Genomic DNA, 18,415 nt, shown 5'->3' with positions numbered 1-18,415 from the left:
AGCTTAATGAGTCGCAGAGAGCAGATTTAAAACAGATGTTCGATGGCTGTTGTGCTTATTGTGGAAACCCTTTAGGTGAAAAGTGGCATGCAGACCATTTGGAAGCAGTTAAGCGTGATCTTAAAACAGGTAAGCCGTCTAAGCCTGAAAATGATGTTATTGAAAATCTTGTGCCTGCTTGCACAGCATGCAATCACAACAAGCGATCTATGACACTTGAGGCTTGGCGTGATTTGCTTGCTCACTATCGTGATGTTCAGGTGATTCGTGATTGTGCTCAGGTTCGTCATTTGATGCGCTTTGGATTAATTGAGTTTGTGAAAAAACCTGTTGTTTTTCATTTTGAGAAAGTGCGAGGTGAGCATGAGTGATGATTTTTTTTACATTTGCGGAACGATTTTAATTTTGGCTTGGTGGTTTAAAGAGCCGATTACTAGAATGATAGGTGGGTAATATGAAAGAAATTGAATATTTTTTTGCAGTTGAAAGACAAAGACAAATGCAACGATTTATTTTTATGGCACGTTGGGATGGTATTCAATACAAGTACAAACGATCACTTCAGTAAACACACAACAAACCTGAATACATTAAGCCAAACACTAGCCCTATCACTAACGATGGGGCTTTTTTATGACACGTAAATTATCAACACCTGGTGTCGCTGAGACTGAAACAACTACACCAGCGGATCAAACACAGGTCGATCAGACCGACGTAGGCACTGAAGAAAATACTGAACTAGTTCAGCAATCGAACCAGTCTGATTCCTTGCCTGAACCACAAGTAACTATTGATTTGAGTGAAATTATTGAATCACAAAAACGTATCGAATCAAAAATAGATCAATTATTAAAAGCTGGTGGTATTGAAGTTCCAAAGAAAAAAGTATGGAGACAAGGTAAACACGGCATGGAATATAAGGAAATCTAAGCATGTGTGGCGGAATTGTAGGAAAACTGGTTGGGTCAGTAACTGATGCTGTTGGTTTAACTAATACCAAAGATGCTTCAAAAGGTTTTGATGCAAGTGCAGCAGATGCCAAAGCGCAACGTGAAGCTCAAGAAGCTCAAAACCAAGCTAAAGCACAGCGGAAAAAACGTAAAGCTTCAGAAGTACTCTCATCTACTGAAGAAAATCAAAAGCAAACGACTCTAGGCGGTTAATTAAAAATGTCTGATCTAGCAAATCGAATTTGCAAACGGTTGGGTGAGCTTCGTACAGAGCGTGCAAAGTATGAAAGTCACTGGACTGAATGCTACAAATATGGAGCACCTGAGCGTCAACACAGCTTTTCAGGTTCATTTGGTTCGGATTCAACAAACCAAAAACAACGTGCTGATTTGCTAGATTCGACTGCTGCAGATGCTGTCACTCAAATGGTGTCAAATATCATATCAGGCACAACGCCAGCGAATGCGATTTGGTTTAATGCTTTGCCTGATGGCGTTGATGATCCAACAGTGTTGACTGATGGTGAACAGTGGCTTGATTTAGTCTGTCAATTTATTTGGCGGAATATCCACGGCGCTAATTATGATTCAGTAAGTAGCGATTTGATTACGGACTTTATCTGTGCTGGATGGGCAGTACTTTACAATGATGTAGATCGTCAAAAGGGTGGTGGGTATTCATTTCAAAACTGGCCAAACAATGAATGTTTCTTGGCTACAACTCGTAGCGATGGGCGAGTGGATACTATTTATCGAGAGTATTCAAAAACAGCATCTCAATTGGTTAGCGAATTTGGTGAAAACAAAGTAAGTGAAGCTGTTTTAGATGCCAATAAAAATAATCCAGATACTAGATTCAAGCTTGTTCATGCAATTGAGCCAAGATCAACAACCCAGCATCATGACGGGCGAATATTGCTACCAAAACAAATGCCGTTTGCTTCGTATCATGTTGAAATTGAGTCTAAAAATGTTTTAAAGGAATCGGGTTATAACGAATTTCCTTGTGCTGTTCCTTTGGATCGTCGCATTCCAGGCAGTATTTATGCAGTAGGGCAAATGTCTATCGCCCTGGCAGATGCCAAGACTGCTAACTCGCTTATGCGAGACACATTGCGAAGTGCTGAAATTGATGTGCTAGGGATGTGGATTGCTGAAGATGACGGAATTTTAAACCCACGGACAGTTAAGTTGGGTGGTGGGAAGATCGTAACAGCCGCTTCGATAGAATCAATGAAGCGAATGGATAGCGGTAAGGGCTTCCAAGTTGCTATTGCACTTTTAGAAAACATCCAAGCAAGCATACAGCGCAAATTAATGGCTGATCAATTACCGCCTTATGGTCAGCCAATGACCGCAGCAGAGACATACATGCGTATTGATCTTGTCCGTCAAAAGATAGGGCCAATGTATGGGCGCTTGCAGGCAAGTTTATTAATCCCATTGTTAGACCGATGTTTTGCTCTTGCATATAGATCAGGTGTTTTAGGTGAAGCGCCTGAGGAGTTACAAGGGAAAAACATGTCATTCAAATTCATCTCACCATTAGCACGTGCTCAACAGCTTGAAGATGTTGGGGCAATTGAGCGCTTTATGGCTTCACTTGCGCCAATTGCTGAATTCAATCCTGATGCATTGGATAACGTTGATACAGACGCAATCCCTCAAGTTTTAGCACAGCGTCTGGGTGTTCCGACTTCAATTATTCGTACTGAAGATAAGTTAAATGCTTATCGTCAGCAGAAAGCCCAAGCACAGCAACAAGCTCAAGCCCAACAACAACAAGTAATTGCACAGCAACAAATGTCAGGTGCGGTCGCTAATGGCTTGGGCAAAGGGTTGGAAGCTGAAATGACAAGTGAGGTGATGCAGTGATTTACGTTATAGCTGTTTTGGCAATCCTTTTACTCATTGCGTGTGTGGGTTTGCATGTGCTTCATGAATCTAAAAACAGATATGAGAAGCATTGGCATGATGAATTGGATGTTTCAAGCAAATTACGCAATGAAAAACATCATGAGTGGGAACGTGTAAACATTGCTCAAGAGCAGATTGTTTGCTTAACGCAAGAAATACATGACATCAAAGCGTCATTTAAAAACTTAATTAAAGATGAGAGTGATTTCGGCACTAGTGCCAACTGGTCGAACTCAGGAAAAGCTACATCAAGAGTTTATCAGCTCATTTTCTGTGTTGAGCCTAATGGTCAAAAAATCTTAAATGATCTTGAGACTAGATTTAAGCGCAATCCCTTTCACTCTGATGAAAGGGAAACATGTAGGCGCTTAGGAAGAATGGAAGTTTACGACTTCATTCTGAACCGAATAAACAACGCCAATCACCCAAATTACAGTGAACAACTAGAACTTGCATATATGGAGTCAAGAAATGACTGAACAAGCTGAAAACCAAACACAAACGCCAGCGACTGAACAGGTACAAACTGAAAATTTGACTGAGCAAAATGTCCAAAATTCAACACCAAATGATGTGCCTAATACACAGCAACCAAATGATGTATCGACCCAAGTCGAGCAAGTTAATACAGGCATTCCTGAATCATCTGATGCTTATGTTGTATCAATTGATGGGTTTGATTTTGAAAGCTTTAAGCAGAGCAACGGTGAAGTACTTAAATCATTTCATGATGCTGGATTGAATAACGACCAGCTGACAGCTGTTGTGAAAGCCTATGATCAACATGTTCAAGTAAATGTTGATGCACTCCAACAGGAATGGGGTAGTGATTTTCAAAACCAACTAAATTTAGCGAAACATGCAGTTAAGGCTGCTGGTTTGCCAATGGATCAAATTGATTCTCCTACATTCGGCATTCGATTGGCGGCATGGATTGGGAAGCAGATTCAAGAGGATTCACCCCCTAGCAATACACAACAAATCGGCTCTGAAGGTATTGAACAATTGATGATGTCGGACGCATACAGCAATGCTAATCATCCTGATCACAAGTCAGTTGCATCGCGTGTAAGCCAATACTTTCAATCTAACTACCCAGAATAATATTAGGGGATAAAGATGTCACAAGACTTTACTGCGAATAATGGGATGATCACTGCTGCATTCAAGCGAGAATTCCATACAGCATTTGAAACAAAAGCGCGAACAACAGCTTCAACCCTGCAGGTTTTAACTGTAGATCGTGGAAATATTAACGGATCATCATTCACTGTAAATGATATGGGTGATCTAAAAATGAAAGAAATGACTAGTCGATTTCAAGACACAGACTGGTCGGTTCCTGAATCGGGCACTCGTTTAGCTGTGATGAAAGACTTTGGTTTGTTTGTGCCAATTGAGCCACGTGATGAACCAAAGCTGTCAGCTAATCCAACTTCGGAATATATGCAGGCTTGTTTATCTGCAGAATATGAAGAGCGTGATAATACAATTATTAAAGCTTTGGGTGCTTCGGTTCAGCGTAAAGTGATTGATGGTGAAGATTACACAGCGACACCTTTGCCAGTTTCACAAATTATCGGTGCTAGTGGTGCACCAGTAAACAAAGCCAAAATTGTAAGAGCTCGCGCTACTTTCCGTAAAACTAAAATGGATAAGCGTGGTCCAATGTATGCTATTTATAACTCGGAAATGTTAGAGCAAATCCTAACAGATGATGATTTAACAAAGTGGGATCGTGACACTATTCAGTCGATTCAAGATGGTGACATTGCGAAGAAATGGGCTGGATTTATTTGGCTTCCTTATGAAGATCTCCCGAATGGTGCAGGCGGTGCAGCTGAAGGGCGTACATTCTTCTCGGCATCAAAGTCTGTGCATTTTGGTCGTAATGTAATTAGTAACTTTGATATTGCAGTTCGTCCTGATAAATCAAATGTTAAACAAATTGGCGGTATTGCATCCTATGGCGCTGCACGTTCGTTAGAAGAATGCGTGATTGCGATGGATTTCTTACGCTAACCCTTTTCCCTGCCACTTTAACGGAGGTGGTGGGGATTTTTTTATTTAAATGTGAGGATAGTATAATGAATATTATTGAAGATGGTGAATCAGGACTGCCTGAAACAGCACAACAGTTTAAAGATTGGTATGATGATAATATGGGGTGGTTACATACCGATATTATCAATGGTGATAAAGTTGTACTCATGCCAGCATTTGACTTTGATGTTGACGAAGATGAGTTTTTAAATGTTGATTTAGATAAAGCTTATTGCGTTTGGTGTGGCTCAAAAAAACAATACGAAGCTAAAGCATCACAACCAAAAAACCACATTGAGCGCATGCAATCTGAAAAACATGAACTTGATGTAAAGCTTACTGCGCTTAATGCATTTTTAGCTAAACTTGGTACAGATCAAGCACCATTGATTGATGACAATCAGGCTTATTTGCTTGAAGAGCAAGCCAAGCATATGAAGTTTTATTCAAATATTCTAGGTGAACGAATTAAAAATGATGCTGAACTAATCAGTGCTATAGGCTAACACCCAACAAACCCCACCTTAAAAGCCTTCAAGCTAACCAAAACTTGAGGGCTTTTTTATGACCACAACAAAAATATCCATCTGTAATCATGCTTTGTCTTTGATCGGTGATCGTTCAATTTCAAGCTTTGAGGAAGAAACAACCACGGCGGAACACTGTCGCAACGTCTACGATCAGACACGAAAGTCAGTTTTACGTGATCATCCTTGGTCGTGTGCAAAGAAGCGTACCATTCTCGCACCAGTCACAACTTATCCAGCCTTTGGTTATAGCCATTCTTTCCCATTACCACGTGATTTTTTACGTCTCATCGATGCTGGCCAATGCAAATTTGAAATTGAGAATCGACACATATTGGCAAATGCGGAACAGATTAAGCTGATCTATGTTTTTGACAATGACAATGAAGATACATGGGATGCGACTCTGGTCGAAGCAATGGCGCTCAAATTGGCTTCACGTCTATGTAAATCTTTAACTGGTAGTGATGCTGCAGGTGAATCCGCTAAGGCAGAATATGAACGTCAAATGCGTAAAGCTCGCAGTGTAAATGCACAAGAACGTCAGAGTGAGGACATGCAATACGCTGAATCTTCATATATTGGGAGTCGCTACTAATGAGAAGTTGGGTATTAAAAAACAACCTAAGTAGCGGTGAACTGTCACCGTTATTGTGGACTCGTACCGACGTACAGCAATATGCAAATGGGGCGAAGAAGCTACTCAATGCTATTCCGCTAGTAGAGGGAGGAGCAAAGAAAAGACCAGGCACACGATTTAAAGATGTGTTTGCAGGTGCTTTGCGTTTGATTCCTTTCATTCCAAGCTCAGAAAATGCTTACATGCTGATCTTGGGTATTGGGTTTCTAAAAGTTTACGATCCACGCTTATACGCAGTTGTATTTAATGTGGCGACACCATATAACACAGCGCAAAAAGTTAAAGAAATTCAGTATGCACATACACGCTATCGTATGTACATGGTTCAAGGTGATACACCAGTTCATCAATTTTTATGTTCTGCTGACTTCACAAACTGGCAGTTTGCCCCTTTCACATTTTCTATTCAGCCTACTGATGAGCAAGGAACCTCACCAAACGTTTCCTTAAAGCCGAGTGGTACCGAGATAGGTAAAACCATTTCATTGACTGCTACAGCATTTCCAGCTTGGAATACGGCAGAACAATACCTTGCAGGAGATCGTGTAATTCATGCTGGTCAGACTTGGAGAGCGACTGTAGACAATAAAGGGAATGAACCAAACCCTAATGGAGGGAGTTGGAGTAGTGTTGTTGATGGGGATGCTTCTGTATTCACTTCTGAGCACATTGGTGCTGTGGTATCGATCAATAGCGGTCAAGTCAAAATTACTTCTATCAATTCACCCACGGTTGCTATGGGTGAAGTCATGGTAAAGCTGACTGCTGATATTCAAGCGATTGCAAAGTCTTGGACGCTTAATTCTTTGGCATTTACAACATCTACAGGCTACCCACGTACAGTTGTTTTCTTCAAACAGCGCTTAGTTTTTGCAAATACAAAGACAAATCCGAATCAATTGTGGTTTGGATCTATTGGCAATGATGGGGATTTTCTAGAATCAACAGATGACGCAGATGCTTTTAGTGTTGCTTCATCTTCCTCGCAATCTGACAATATTTTGCACCTAGCGCAACGTGGTGGCGTTGTAGCACTCACAGGTGGCTCAGAATTCTTAATTAGCTCAACTGGTGCATTGACACCCGCATCGGCTCAAATAGAACAGCACACAACGTTTGGCGCACAGAAAGACGTTAAACCATGTCAGGTGGGGAGTGAGTTGTTATTCGTACAGCGTGGCGGTGAGCGCTTAAGAGCGCTGTCATATCGCTATGAAGTTGATGGGCTTGTATCACCTGAGCTATCCGCTATTGCCCCACATATCGCTCAAAATCACGGTGGAATAAAGGAATTAGCGTATCAACAAACGCCTTATTCATTGGTTTGGATTGTGTTGAATGATGGGAAAATGGCGACCATCACATTAAATCGTGATCAAGAGATGAATGCGTGGTCCTTTCATGATTTTGGCTGTACTGTCATTTCCGTGTGTTCATTACCCACACTGATTGGTTCGGATCAGTGTTTTATTTTGACGAATCGAAACGGTTCAATATTTTTAGAAGAATTAATTGAAACAGCGCAAAGTGATTGTGAGTATGTTTATGATCCAGCCAATGTTGTGCCTAAAAATAAATTAAATTCACCTTATTTGAATTGGTCAAACAGTGATGGCTGTTGGTATTCAGAAGTATTAGATATTCAGCGTGAAGCAGGGCAAACGTATTATTGTGGTCAGCCGTTTTTATTTGAAGTTGATTTATTGCCACCTGATTTTAGCCAGGTACCAAGTACAACAATGTTCCATAAAATTTCCGTGAAAGAAGCTGTTGTATGGATTAAAGATAGCATAGGCGGTTATGTGAATAATCGTGAGCTACAACATAAGAAAGTATCATCCAATGCCTTTAAAAACCTACTGTTTACTGGCTATGTAGACACAGCGCTTACAGGTTGGCAACCACTACACGCACTTGAGTTAAAGCTAACACACAACAAACCGCAACCATTCCACGTTCAAAGTATCTCCATGTTAGTTGAAATCAATGAGAAGTAGAGATGTCAATACGAACAGCAATAATTCAGGATTTAGACACGCTTGTTGATTTTGGCAAGCGTCTCACCAAAGAATCACCAACATTTCAGCATCAAGGCTTTGATGAAGATCGGGCAATTCAGCTTTTCAGCCATTTGATTGATAAGCATGAATCAATTTTTCTTGCATGTGATGACTATTCAAACGTGGTCGGGGCTTTGATTGGTTGTATTGATGTCGATTGGCGCACAGGGCAACGCTTGGCTTTTGAGCAAGGTGTTTATGTGCTTCCCGAATATCGTGCAACTGGTTCGGGTAGTGAACTGGTTCAATACTTTGTTGAATGGGCGAAGCTAAATAATGCTGATCGAATTCAATTAGGCACGATCACAGGTATTCATGCAGATAAAACGGTGAGTTTTTATCAGTCATTAGGCTTTGATCTGGTCGGATATGTCTTAGAGATGGAGGTATAAGCCATGTGTGGAGGTGGAATGATTAGCGATATTTTCAACGGTGTCGGTAGTGCAATGAATTCTGTTCAAACACGTGCCGATGCGAAAGGAAATGCAAAAACAATCAAGTCTGTAGCGAAACTTGAATCACAAAAAATCCTAGAACAAGGTAAAAAAAATGCTTCAAGCGCACGTGCAGCAGCTGCCGAAAATGGTTTAGATGTGGATGTTGGTACTGCTATCAATATTCAGGATGAAATTATTGGTGATGCTTCATACAACAGCACGATCAATATTTTGAACGCGAACAGCCAAGCTAAACAAGTGAAGCGTACAGGGAGTATGCAGAGCAACAACTATGGCATGCAGTCAGCCAGTAGTTTTGTAAGCGCAGGCACAAAAGCTATGGGGTGGAAATAATGATTATACCGCGCTCACAAGGTCGGGAAACCATAAAACCTACATTACAACAAAGTACTCCGATGACAGGCTTGCAAGATTTAGGTAATGCCATTGGTGGGGCGATTCAAGCACGTGATGAAAAGCTTCAAGAGCAAGAAGTTACAGCAAAGCGATTAGAACTTTACAATAATGATCTTGCTGAAAAAGAAGCAAAAATAAAGCTTGATGACATCATGACAACTGAAATGAGTGATCAAGTCACAACTTTAAAAAATGATCTGGTAAATGGCATGATTAACGCTCAACAAGCCAATGATAAGCTTAAAGAATGGTCAACAGCTCGTTATAAGCAATCTGAAAATGATATGCCATTGCATGCGCGTCAGCAGTTACAACAGCATTGGGATAGCAATGTAAATCAGCAAGTAACTTCATTTTTACCGCTACAATATCGTGCTGATGCTCAAAAAGGGGCGACGATTGCAGACCAAGCCTTAACGGTTGCAACACGTCAAGATCGTGAACAAGGTCGTCAATATCTCGCTCAAAACTTAGATGGATTGAATTTAAGTTCTTCTGATAAGGCTGAACGTTTGAACAAATATGAAATTACACGTGACATCATGAGTATTGATGGACGTGTAACGTCAGCTGTGGAAAATAGCAATGTAGATGATTTGAATACTTTGCTTGGTGAAATCCGTGCAGGCAATTTTAAGTATCTTGATGGACCTACACTTCAGGATAAAGGAAAACAAGTATTAAGCCGTATTAGCGCACTGAATCAGCAAGCTCAAAGTATTGAAAATAAACGTGTGACATTGGCTGGAAAAGAACTAAATGACTTTAAGACACAGGTTTTGACTGGTCGTGAACTTGATAGCGAGTACATGAATACTGTAGGCAATGCGGTCAAAGGCACTGAGCATGAAGCTGAATATCAATTTTATAAAGATAATTCAATAAATTTTCAAAAGTTCAGTCGTTTAAGCACTGGTGAAATGCTATCTAAAATTAACAGCCAAAAAGCTTCAATGAAGAATTCAACGACCAGTAACGCTGAAAATGAAAGTAAGGTGATGAATGTTTATGAGTCGATCTATAAAGATAAACTCGAAACTGTTAAAAATAATCCGAACCAAGCTGTGCGTGAAGCAGGGTTAAAGCCTAATCAATTAACTGGTATGGAATTGAAAGCAGATCCGCAATCATTCGCTGCCAAAGCTATCGAAAATGGTGTGAATCAATATGCTTTACGCGACCCAAACATTAAATTAAAACCGATCTCAGAAGAGAATCTTTCTGAAGCGAAGCAAGCATTTGATGCAATGGGCGTAAATGCCAAACTTAATTTTATTGGTGATTTAATCGGGCAGTCTAAGAATATTCCAAATGGGGACAAAATTTGGGGTGCAACTTTGGGTCAACTTGGTGATGGTAAACTGTCATACATCTATGCAGGCGTTGCACGTTTAAATGGTTATAAATCCACAAAGGGGGAAGATGTTGCAACAGCAATTATTAGTGGTACGCAAGCATTAAAGAACAAACAATTAGTGATGCCTAAAGAAGAGCTATTAAGATCAGAATTTAATAAATATGTTGGTGGCTCCATTTCAGGGGTGACTGCAAATATGACATTTGACGGATTTAAGTCAATCTATGCTCATTTATCTGAACGTGATGGTTATCAGCATAAGGACAAGGATGATATTAATAAAAGCCTTGCTAAAACAGCTTTAAGCTTGGCAACTGGTGGAGTTTACAATCAGGATGTTAAGTACGGCAATCAAAAAACATGGAAAGTTTCTAAGCCTTACGGCATGGATGATACACCGTTTGAAGCAACAGTAACGTCAGGGCTTAAATACATTTCATCACAGACAGGTATTGATGTTGCTGATTTGGAATCTTTGCGCTTAAGACGTTCAGATAGTCGATCAAACAAAGGGGAGATCCAATACGACTTAATTAACGAACGTGGTAATCCATTGGTTGTTAAAGGCGTTCAGTGGCGTGTGAATATGAAAGGGAGAACCAAGTAATGAGTAACTGGTTATCTGAATATTCGGGTGAAGAGCAACAGCAAGTAGACGCAGTAAATGCCAAAGGCTTAATACATAAACCCACTGTAAAACAAGAGCCAAGTTTATTTGCAGGCTCTGCTACAGCTGTACCGCGTGGGATGGTCGCTGGTACTGTCAAAGTCATCGATACGGTGGCTAAACCGTTTGAGCGTGTAAAAGATCACGTCCAATATGCTTATGATGATATTCAAAAAAATGGCATAGATGGCGGTATCAATGTAGATGACCAGTCATTTTCAGAAGTTCATGAAGCTAAAAACAAAGTAAGAAATCAGCAGTTGGTATCAAAAATTGAACAGCTTCAAGACAGCAAAAACACCGGTACGGTTGGGAATATCTTATTTAGCTTAGGTGACTACGCCACAAGAGCAACACTTGGCTCTTTAGCTGCAGGTCCAGCAGGTGCAATTGGTGTAACTGGGTTATCTGAAACAAACTACAGCTATGAAGATTTGACAGGGAAAGGAGTTGATTCAGGCACAGCATTAAAAACTGCTGCGGTGGATGGTGTAGTTGCTGGTGCATCTGCTGCCTTACCTATTTCTTATGGTTTAAAAGGCTCAGGCGGTTTGGTAAAAGATGCTGTTTTGTCCATTGGTGGGGCAACAGCTCTATCCACTGGTGGGCAATATGTTAGTGGTCAAATCCTTGAGGCTTCTGGATATGATGAACAGGCGAAAAAATACAAAATTACCGGTGAGAGTGTAGCAACTGATTTGGCTTTGAATGCTTTATTGTTTGGTGGTGCTCGTGGTTATGGTGCGTATAGAAATAAACTTGATGCCGATGTCGCAACAGAATTAAATAACTTAGATATTGATCAAATTGAAGCGAATGAAACACAAGTGCAAGCCCACTTGGTTAAAAATGAATTGGAGTTTGAACAGACTTTATCACCAACACGTGCTTCTGATCCTGTTCAACACAACAATCATTTAATCAATCTTGATACTGCAGTTGAACAGATCAAAACAGGGCGACCAGTCCAAGTGCCAAAGCAAGTAAAGGGCGAAGAAAAAGAAAAGCCGATTAATTACGAAGCTATGGCCATTCCAAATAATGCCAAGCTGATAGCGGTCAAAGCACGTCAAGACGGTGTTGATCCAAGTGTTCCGCTGGTGATTAGTCACATTGAAACTGGTGGGTTATTTAGCTCAACAGCAAAAAACCCAACATCATCAGCACATGGATTATTTCAGCTATTAGATAAGACTTGGAAAAATCAAGGCGGTGGAAATCGCAATGATGTGAATGAGCAAATCAAGCAAGGTTTAAAGCATATTAAGAATGCTAATGCTTATATTCGCAAAAATTTAGGTCGTGATCCTATAGCATCAGAACAATATTTAGGGCATTTACTTGGCCCTGCAGGTGCGGTCAATGTTTTAAAAGCTGACCCGAACGCAAAATTGATTGATATTGTTCGCAAGTATGACTCTAAAAATGCTGATGCAATTGTAAACAATAACGGCATGAAAGGCTTAACTGTTGGTCAAGCGATCAGCAAATGGGAAAAGAAATGGAATAGCTTAAGCGCTCGTTATGGTGGAAATTCTAGCAAAGCTTATGGCATGGATGGGTCAAGCTATGATTTTGCTTATGAAGTTAAATCACTTGATGATTTGATAGCGTCAAATGATCAAGCTTACGGCGTGAATTCCAACTACCCAAGCGAATTACAACCACGTGATCGGACACGTGAAGCTTCACGCCAACAGATCGAAAACATGGCGAATGATATTAAGCCTGAATTACTTGGTGAGTCTTACAAGTTATCTGATGGCGCACCCATCATCGGCATGGATAATGTTGTTGAATCGGGCAATGGTCGCACCATGGCAATTGGAAAGGCATATGAACAAGGAAAAGGTGAGGCGTACCGCCAATTTGTTCAAGATTTTGCCAACGCTCGAGGTTTAGATATTGATGGGGTAAATAATCCTGTTTTAGTCCGTACGCGATTAACTGATACTGATCGTGTAGAGTTCGCAAAACTTGCAAATCAAAGCGATGTAGCACAATACAGTACATCTGAACGTGCAGTAAGTGATGCAGATCGACTACCTGATTCGAGTTATTTAAAGATCAATAATGATGGTTCGCTCAACCTTGAGCAAAGCATGGATTATGTACGTGGCTTTGTAGACCAGCTTCCACAGTCAGAACGTGCCAATGCCATCACTGGTGAGGGGCGATTATCTCAAGAGGGTAAACGTCGGATTGAATCAGCTATTGTGCAACGTGCCTATGGTGATTCTAATCTTGTAAAACGATTATCTGAAAATTTAGATGATGATAGTAAAACCGTTTTAAATGCATTGCTTAAATCAGCCCCACAGCTGTCACAGCTCAATGATTTAGTGAAGCAAGGTGGTAGACACCAAAACACAATTGCAAGCGATTTGGCGCAAGCTGTGCAGAAATACAGTGATTTAAAAGCCAGTGGTTTGCCAGTTCAAGATTATTTAAATCAAGGTTCGTTATTTGATGATGGACTGACTGCAGGTGCAAAAGACTTTTTAAATGTATTTGATTCAAATAGTCGAAGTGCTAAAGCCATCGGCGAGAATATTCAGTCCAAAATTAATGAGGTTGAAAATAGAGGTGATCCGCGACAAGGCTCGTTATTTGGGGATTCACCTGAAGAAAAAGCAGCCTTAGATATTATTATGCAAAATCCTGATCAAGAAATTTCAGTGCCTTATACACACCCAAATGGTGAAACAGAAGCAATTACCATGACTTTGAGTAAATATTTCGAACAACTTGAAGCTGAAGCAAAACAAGCTCAACAAGATATTACAGCAACCCAAACAGCAATTAGCTGTGCTTTGCAGTATGGTTGATCGATACACAACAAAACTTAATCATTTAAATGCTCAGATAACTAAAATTATTTGAGCATTTTTTATGAAAGATCAATGTAAACAAGCTGTAGCAAAAGCTTTGGGTAAGAAAGAACTTACACAGCAAGAAGCGCAAAACATAGAACAGCGTATTATCCAAACCAAACAAGCTTTAGCGAGAAAAGATCGTGAAGCTTGGCATAACTTATCTGAATCAGAAAAATTAACTGCTGCAGGTGAACAAGTCGCTATCGACATAAAAGCTGAAATAAAGCGTAAAAATAAAATTGCAGCACAAGACATTCTGACTCAAAGTAAAAATCTTGCTTTGTTAGATCATCCAACATTACCAGCATCTGAAGTCATAGATCGCATGGTTGCACCGCATGGCGACATGTCGGGTGTACAGTCTTTAGATTCTAAATCACGTGCCATTGCTTCGGTTTATCGTGGTGAACTCACCGATTTTTATACAAATATTAAGGGTGGTTTAGGCATCTTTACTGATCTTGATTTGGTTCAAAACATTGTACGTGAGCGTTTTAACCAAAATACAGGCGATGTTTTGGCTAAAAAGATTTCTGACAATATGGGAAATGTGTTTGAAAAAATGCGAGAACGTTTTAATCGGTCAGGTGGGGACATTGGAAAGCTAGATGATTGGGGCTTACCACAAACCCATGACTTAGAAAAAATTGCCAAAGCTGGTCGGGATGAGTGGGTAAATCAATCTGAAAAGCTCATTGATACATCGAAATATGTTCATGAATCTGGTGAGCTATATTCTCAGCAAGAAATACGTGAATTGCTTGAATATGCGTTTGATACGCTCACCAGTAATGGTGCAAATAAAACTGAAATTGGTCGTCAAGCCACTGGTGGCATATCCAAAGTTACCAGCCGACATTCTGAAAGCCGTGTTTTACATTTTAAAGATGCTGATGCATGGATGGAATATCAAAATAATTTTGGTGGCATGCCCTTTGTTGATCTCGTTGAAGCTCATGTAAATGGACTTTCTAAAGATATTGCCATGGTTGAAAATCTAGGAAGTAATCCTAAAAATGCCATGCGTATTTTGATGGATGCAGCAGAAAAAAAAGACTGGTCAAACGGCTTAAGCCCGAAAGATACAACAGTATCAAGAAAGCGTGCTCAGACCATGTTTGAAGAATTCTCAGGGCAAAATACACCGCAATCAGAAGTATTAGCAAATCTAGGTTTAGCATATCGATCTATGAATGTCGCATCGATGTTAGGCGGTACAACACTGTCATCGATCACAGATCAAGCCATGATTGCTAAAACAGCATCGGTACACAATATTGCATTTCGCAAAACTTTTGGCGAGTTAATTAGTCAGTTAAACCCAGCAAATAAAGAAGATCGTGATCTTGCGCGTAGCTTAGGTTTAGCTACTGAAGAAATGCTAGGCTCTATCAATCGCTGGTCAGATGATGGATTGGCTTCTGTAAGTGGTAAATCAGAAAAAATTGCACGTGTGTCTAGTTCAGTAGCAACACAGGTCATGAGAATTTCAGGGCTAAATGCATTAACTGCCGCTTCAAAAGTCGGCTTCTCAAAAATGCTGATGGATAAATACGGTACTTTATCACGCTCAAAATCTTGGGATGAATTGACCGATATTGATCGTGAACTTATGACCAAAACTGGACTGAATGAGCGTGCATGGAAAGTCATGCAAGTGGCTGAACCTGTAGTTGATCGCAGGGGAAATCAACTCATGTCAGCAAAATCAATCTATGAAATTCCAGATGAGAAGATCATCGGCGCAATGGATGGAGATTTTAAAAAACTTCAAGATGATACAAACGCCCAGCTGGACGAACTTAATCAGCGTAATTTTGAAGATGAACAACGTATAGCAAACAAAGCACAACAGCATGATGACTTGAAACAACAGCTATCACAGCGATTACAGGACTATGCAAATCGAACAGATTCAAAAGCCAATGCAGAAAAACAGGCTTTGCAAAATCGAATTGATTTGATCGATTTACAGAAAGAAGTTGCTTCAGCTCAATCTGACATGAATGCTTATATTCAAACATTGAATCAATCAGATCGCATCCATGATTTTTTACAAGAAGTCGAAGATGGTCGTCACTCAGATCAAGTTGCTGTTGATGCTAAGAAGAATGTCAAACGCAATGCAGGGCAGTTTAATCGACGTGGTGAGGAAATAGGAAAGCGCATAGGTAACGCTGAACGCCGAATGACTGAGTTACGCGCCCAGATTCGCAAAGCTGAAAGTGAAGCAAATAAGGCAATAAATCAAAAATACAATGAACTTGATAAACGTGTGAATGCGTTAGATGAAGATTTTGCAAAATATCAAGAACGTCTCAATGAGCGTTTAAATAAGCGCTCACAGATCATAGTGAGCATCACAAACAGCATTGATGACAATCGCAAAGAATTGGCTCAAAAGATACGAGATGAGGTCGCTACACAGTTTCAGGCGCATATTTTAGATGAGCAAGGTATGGCCGTCATTGAAGCTGGCTTACGTGAGCGCACATGGATGAGTGGTGGTGCTAAAAAAGGCACAGTAATGGGGGAAATATTTAAGGGGATAACTCAGTTTAAATCATTCCCAACTGCGTTTTTAATGCGCCATGGCTCACGTGCTTTATCAATGGAAAAAGGTACATCTAAAGCAGCTTATGGCTTATCAATTTTTGCAATGACAACATTGTTGGGTGCTTTGGTCGTTCAACTTAAAGAAATCGCAAACGGTAATGATCCTCAAACAATGTGGGATAGCGACGACCCAAAAAAAACGGCACAGTTCTTTACACGATCAGCTGTTCAAGGTGGTGGTTTGTCTGTATTGGGAGATATTCTTGTGGCTGGTGCAGACCCATCAGGACGTGGGGTATCAGACTTTATTGTAGGTCCAGCAGGTGGAGATACCAAGACTTTGTTAGGTGTTACAGTTAGCAATGCATTGCAGGCTTATGAGGGCAAGGACACTAATGCTGCAAATGAGACATTTAAGTTAATTAAATCAAAAACACCTGGACAAAATCTTTGGTACACCAAAGCCGCTATGAATCGTATGATCTTTGATGAAATGCAAGATGTGATTGCACCAGGCTATCGTGAAAAATTATTGCGTAAAGCGGAACGTGAACAAGATCGCACACGTTTTTGGGGCGATGATATTGGCGATATTCAAGCGCCAGATTTTGAGAGGGTTGTTAAATGAGAATACATAAAAATAGTTAACAAATTTTCACCAAAATGTATTGCATATAAAAATGTATTATTCAATAATACCGTCAGAAACTGACGGTGCTGATATGAACCAACCCGACAATATTATAATGTTTTCAGACCTCTCAGAAGTGGTTGCTAAATCTACGCTGAGAGAGATTGCGAAAGATTCTAGTAAGGTTTTTCTTACAGATCATGTTCGTAAGCGTATGAAACAACGAAAAATAACCCTACCTCAAATACTTTGCTGTATGGAGCACGGTCAGTTTGAAGAAGGTCCTTACAGAGAAGCTAATGGATCTTGGAAAATGAAGTTATCTGTCATTAGTGCAGGTGATGTCATTAGTGTGGTTGTAGTATTGGACTACGATGATATAACTCAGAACCACTGTATTGTGGTTACTGTAATCAGAGGTTAATTATGTACCATTACACCGAAAGCGGGTTACGCGATGTTTGGTTAGTAAATGGTTACATCGAGAAAGATACAGCATACGGAAAAGTTGTTTCTTTTATAGATGTTGAAGGTTTACATCGTGTGATTGGACTTAACTTAGTTACCCATAAGCCTCGTTTATCGGGCGCTGAGGTTCGTTTTTTGCGCAAAGAGATGAATCTGTCACAAAATGGATTAGCTGAAATTTTAGGTGTTTCAGAGTCAAGTGTTAGAGCTTGGGAAACACATCGATCTAAAATTCCAAAACCAAGCGATCGTTTGTTGAGAGTTTTATACAAAGGCAGTGTTGAAAAAGGCAGTGATATTAGAAACATGCTTGATAAAATTGCGCATCTTGATCGTCAAAAGGGTGAGACTAAATCTAGTTTTTCGCATGAAAAACAAGGTGGATGGTCTGAGCAATTATTTGCATAAATAATCCAAACTAAAAGCTACCAAGTGTAGCTTTTTTATTGTAACTTGGTTGGACTCACCCAACAAACCATAACTCAAACCCTCGTATAACTTCTTATTATGCGAGGGTTTTTATATGTCAGATGAAAAGAAAAAAGTAGGTCACTTAAAGCCTGAAACAAAAGAAAAATTAGTTCTCTGTCTTGAGATGGCTGGTGGTGATGCAGTTGATTTGATGACTGAGGCTTATGGTCAAGATATTTTTAGCAAAGAGGGTCGAGGGGATAAGGTTTGGCTTTACAAAGGGGCTAAAGAAGCCCTCACATGTATGGAAAAGCTTAAGCGAATTTTGAATGATGATGAACTTTCTGTGGGTGATCCAAACGATAGAAAAGTATCTGCTGAGTCTCAAGCTGCTGAATTATTAAAGTCTGTAGCTGAAAAGCTTGAAGCGCGTAAAAATCAACGTCCAAGCTAAT

18 protein-coding genes are annotated in these 18,415 nt (G+C 40.1%); all 18 read left to right on the top strand.

The features are described 5' to 3' along the window. On the top strand, nucleotides 1-371 hold a 371-nt coding region (locus EXE09_RS12630; RefSeq protein WP_130117519.1), incomplete at its 5' end, for an HNH endonuclease. Between the two features lie 262 nt (nucleotides 372-633). Beyond that, a complete protein-coding gene (locus EXE09_RS12625; protein WP_130117518.1) occupies nucleotides 634-933 on the top strand; it encodes a hypothetical protein in 300 nt (99 codons plus the stop codon). 2 nt (nucleotides 934-935) lie between these two features. Continuing rightward, nucleotides 936-1,166, top strand: a complete 231-nt coding sequence (locus tag EXE09_RS12620) for a hypothetical protein (RefSeq protein WP_130117517.1) — start codon at nucleotides 936-938, stop codon at nucleotides 1,164-1,166. A gap of 6 nt (nucleotides 1,167-1,172) precedes the next feature. Beyond that, nucleotides 1,173-2,828 (top strand): portal protein, encoded by a 1,656-nt coding sequence (locus tag EXE09_RS12615; RefSeq protein WP_130117516.1) that lies wholly within the window; start codon nucleotides 1,173-1,175, stop codon nucleotides 2,826-2,828. Further along, the gene (locus EXE09_RS12610; protein ID WP_130117515.1) at nucleotides 2,825-3,349 is read left to right on the top strand and encodes a hypothetical protein; all 525 of its coding nucleotides are present in this window, start codon (nucleotides 2,825-2,827) and stop codon (nucleotides 3,347-3,349) included. The genes EXE09_RS12615 and EXE09_RS12610 overlap by 4 nt, the downstream gene beginning before the upstream one ends. Beyond that, nucleotides 3,342-3,974 (top strand): hypothetical protein, encoded by a 633-nt coding sequence (locus EXE09_RS12605; RefSeq protein ID WP_130117514.1) that lies wholly within the window; start codon nucleotides 3,342-3,344, stop codon nucleotides 3,972-3,974. Before EXE09_RS12610 ends, EXE09_RS12605 begins: the two co-directional genes overlap by 8 nt. A 15-nt stretch (nucleotides 3,975-3,989) precedes the next feature. Then, the gene (locus tag EXE09_RS12600; protein WP_130117513.1) at nucleotides 3,990-4,892 is read left to right on the top strand and encodes a phage capsid protein; all 903 of its coding nucleotides are present in this window, start codon (nucleotides 3,990-3,992) and stop codon (nucleotides 4,890-4,892) included. 65 nt (nucleotides 4,893-4,957) lie between these two features. Continuing rightward, nucleotides 4,958-5,419 (top strand): crAss001_48 related protein, encoded by a 462-nt coding sequence (locus tag EXE09_RS12595; RefSeq protein ID WP_130117512.1) that lies wholly within the window; start codon nucleotides 4,958-4,960, stop codon nucleotides 5,417-5,419. A 58-nt stretch (nucleotides 5,420-5,477) separates the two neighbouring features. Then, on the top strand, nucleotides 5,478-6,038 hold the full coding sequence (locus EXE09_RS12590; protein ID WP_130117511.1) for a hypothetical protein: 561 nt from the start codon (nucleotides 5,478-5,480) through the stop codon (nucleotides 6,036-6,038). Next, nucleotides 6,038-8,077, top strand: coding sequence for a carbohydrate-binding protein (locus EXE09_RS12585; RefSeq protein ID WP_130117510.1), 2,040 nt, complete (start codon nucleotides 6,038-6,040; stop codon nucleotides 8,075-8,077). The genes EXE09_RS12590 and EXE09_RS12585 overlap by 1 nt, the downstream gene beginning before the upstream one ends. 2 nt (nucleotides 8,078-8,079) lie before the next feature. Beyond that, nucleotides 8,080-8,532: a GNAT family N-acetyltransferase gene (locus EXE09_RS12580; RefSeq protein WP_130117509.1), complete on the top strand. Its 453-nt coding sequence runs from the start codon at nucleotides 8,080-8,082 to the stop codon at nucleotides 8,530-8,532. Nucleotides 8,533-8,535: 3 nt separating this feature from the next. Continuing rightward, on the top strand, nucleotides 8,536-8,931 hold the full coding sequence (locus EXE09_RS12575; protein ID WP_130117508.1) for a hypothetical protein: 396 nt from the start codon (nucleotides 8,536-8,538) through the stop codon (nucleotides 8,929-8,931). After that, the gene (locus tag EXE09_RS12570; RefSeq protein ID WP_130117507.1) at nucleotides 8,931-10,958 is read left to right on the top strand and encodes a methyl-coenzyme M reductase; all 2,028 of its coding nucleotides are present in this window, start codon (nucleotides 8,931-8,933) and stop codon (nucleotides 10,956-10,958) included. The genes EXE09_RS12575 and EXE09_RS12570 overlap by 1 nt, the downstream gene beginning before the upstream one ends. After that, complete coding sequence (locus EXE09_RS12565; protein WP_130117506.1) at nucleotides 10,958-13,846, top strand: lytic transglycosylase domain-containing protein; 2,889 nt, start codon at nucleotides 10,958-10,960, stop codon at nucleotides 13,844-13,846. Before EXE09_RS12570 ends, EXE09_RS12565 begins: the two co-directional genes overlap by 1 nt. A gap of 64 nt (nucleotides 13,847-13,910) precedes the next feature. Beyond that, nucleotides 13,911-17,078, top strand: coding sequence for a hypothetical protein (locus EXE09_RS12560; protein WP_130117505.1), 3,168 nt, complete (start codon nucleotides 13,911-13,913; stop codon nucleotides 17,076-17,078). 94 nt (nucleotides 17,079-17,172) lie between these two features. Next, the gene (locus EXE09_RS12555) at nucleotides 17,173-17,505 is read left to right on the top strand and encodes a DUF4258 domain-containing protein (RefSeq protein WP_130117504.1); all 333 of its coding nucleotides are present in this window, start codon (nucleotides 17,173-17,175) and stop codon (nucleotides 17,503-17,505) included. Between the two features lie 2 nt (nucleotides 17,506-17,507). After that, on the top strand, nucleotides 17,508-17,957 hold the full coding sequence (locus tag EXE09_RS12550; protein ID WP_130117503.1) for a helix-turn-helix domain-containing protein: 450 nt from the start codon (nucleotides 17,508-17,510) through the stop codon (nucleotides 17,955-17,957). Nucleotides 17,958-18,072: 115 nt separating this feature from the next. Beyond that, a complete protein-coding gene (locus EXE09_RS12545; RefSeq protein ID WP_130117502.1) occupies nucleotides 18,073-18,414 on the top strand; it encodes a hypothetical protein in 342 nt (113 codons plus the stop codon). Nucleotide 18,415 lies beyond the last annotated feature (1 nt).

The sequence above is a fragment of the Acinetobacter sp. WCHAc060025 genome (assembly GCF_004209355.1).
GTDB classification, from domain to species: Bacteria; Pseudomonadota; Gammaproteobacteria; order Pseudomonadales; family Moraxellaceae; genus Acinetobacter; species Acinetobacter wuhouensis.
Note: the sequence above shows the minus strand (reverse complement) of the source record. Positions and strands in the feature narration are given on the sequence as shown.

Coding starts and splice junctions, on each gene's coding strand:
- EXE09_RS12625 (WP_130117518.1), top strand. CDS start 634: ATGACACGTAAATTATCAACACCTGGTGTCGCTGAGACTGAAACAACT.
- EXE09_RS12620 (WP_130117517.1), top strand. CDS start 936: ATGTGTGGCGGAATTGTAGGAAAACTGGTTGGGTCAGTAACTGATGCT.
- EXE09_RS12615 (WP_130117516.1), top strand. CDS start 1,173: ATGTCTGATCTAGCAAATCGAATTTGCAAACGGTTGGGTGAGCTTCGT.
- EXE09_RS12605 (WP_130117514.1), top strand. CDS start 3,342: ATGACTGAACAAGCTGAAAACCAAACACAAACGCCAGCGACTGAACAG.
- EXE09_RS12600 (WP_130117513.1), top strand. CDS start 3,990: ATGTCACAAGACTTTACTGCGAATAATGGGATGATCACTGCTGCATTC.
- EXE09_RS12595 (WP_130117512.1), top strand. CDS start 4,958: ATGAATATTATTGAAGATGGTGAATCAGGACTGCCTGAAACAGCACAA.
- EXE09_RS12590 (WP_130117511.1), top strand. CDS start 5,478: ATGACCACAACAAAAATATCCATCTGTAATCATGCTTTGTCTTTGATC.
- EXE09_RS12585 (WP_130117510.1), top strand. CDS start 6,038: ATGAGAAGTTGGGTATTAAAAAACAACCTAAGTAGCGGTGAACTGTCA.
- EXE09_RS12580 (WP_130117509.1), top strand. CDS start 8,080: ATGTCAATACGAACAGCAATAATTCAGGATTTAGACACGCTTGTTGAT.
- EXE09_RS12575 (WP_130117508.1), top strand. CDS start 8,536: ATGTGTGGAGGTGGAATGATTAGCGATATTTTCAACGGTGTCGGTAGT.
- EXE09_RS12570 (WP_130117507.1), top strand. CDS start 8,931: ATGATTATACCGCGCTCACAAGGTCGGGAAACCATAAAACCTACATTA.
- EXE09_RS12565 (WP_130117506.1), top strand. CDS start 10,958: ATGAGTAACTGGTTATCTGAATATTCGGGTGAAGAGCAACAGCAAGTA.
- EXE09_RS12560 (WP_130117505.1), top strand. CDS start 13,911: ATGAAAGATCAATGTAAACAAGCTGTAGCAAAAGCTTTGGGTAAGAAA.
- EXE09_RS12555 (WP_130117504.1), top strand. CDS start 17,173: ATGAACCAACCCGACAATATTATAATGTTTTCAGACCTCTCAGAAGTG.
- EXE09_RS12550 (WP_130117503.1), top strand. CDS start 17,508: ATGTACCATTACACCGAAAGCGGGTTACGCGATGTTTGGTTAGTAAAT.
- EXE09_RS12545 (WP_130117502.1), top strand. CDS start 18,073: ATGTCAGATGAAAAGAAAAAAGTAGGTCACTTAAAGCCTGAAACAAAA.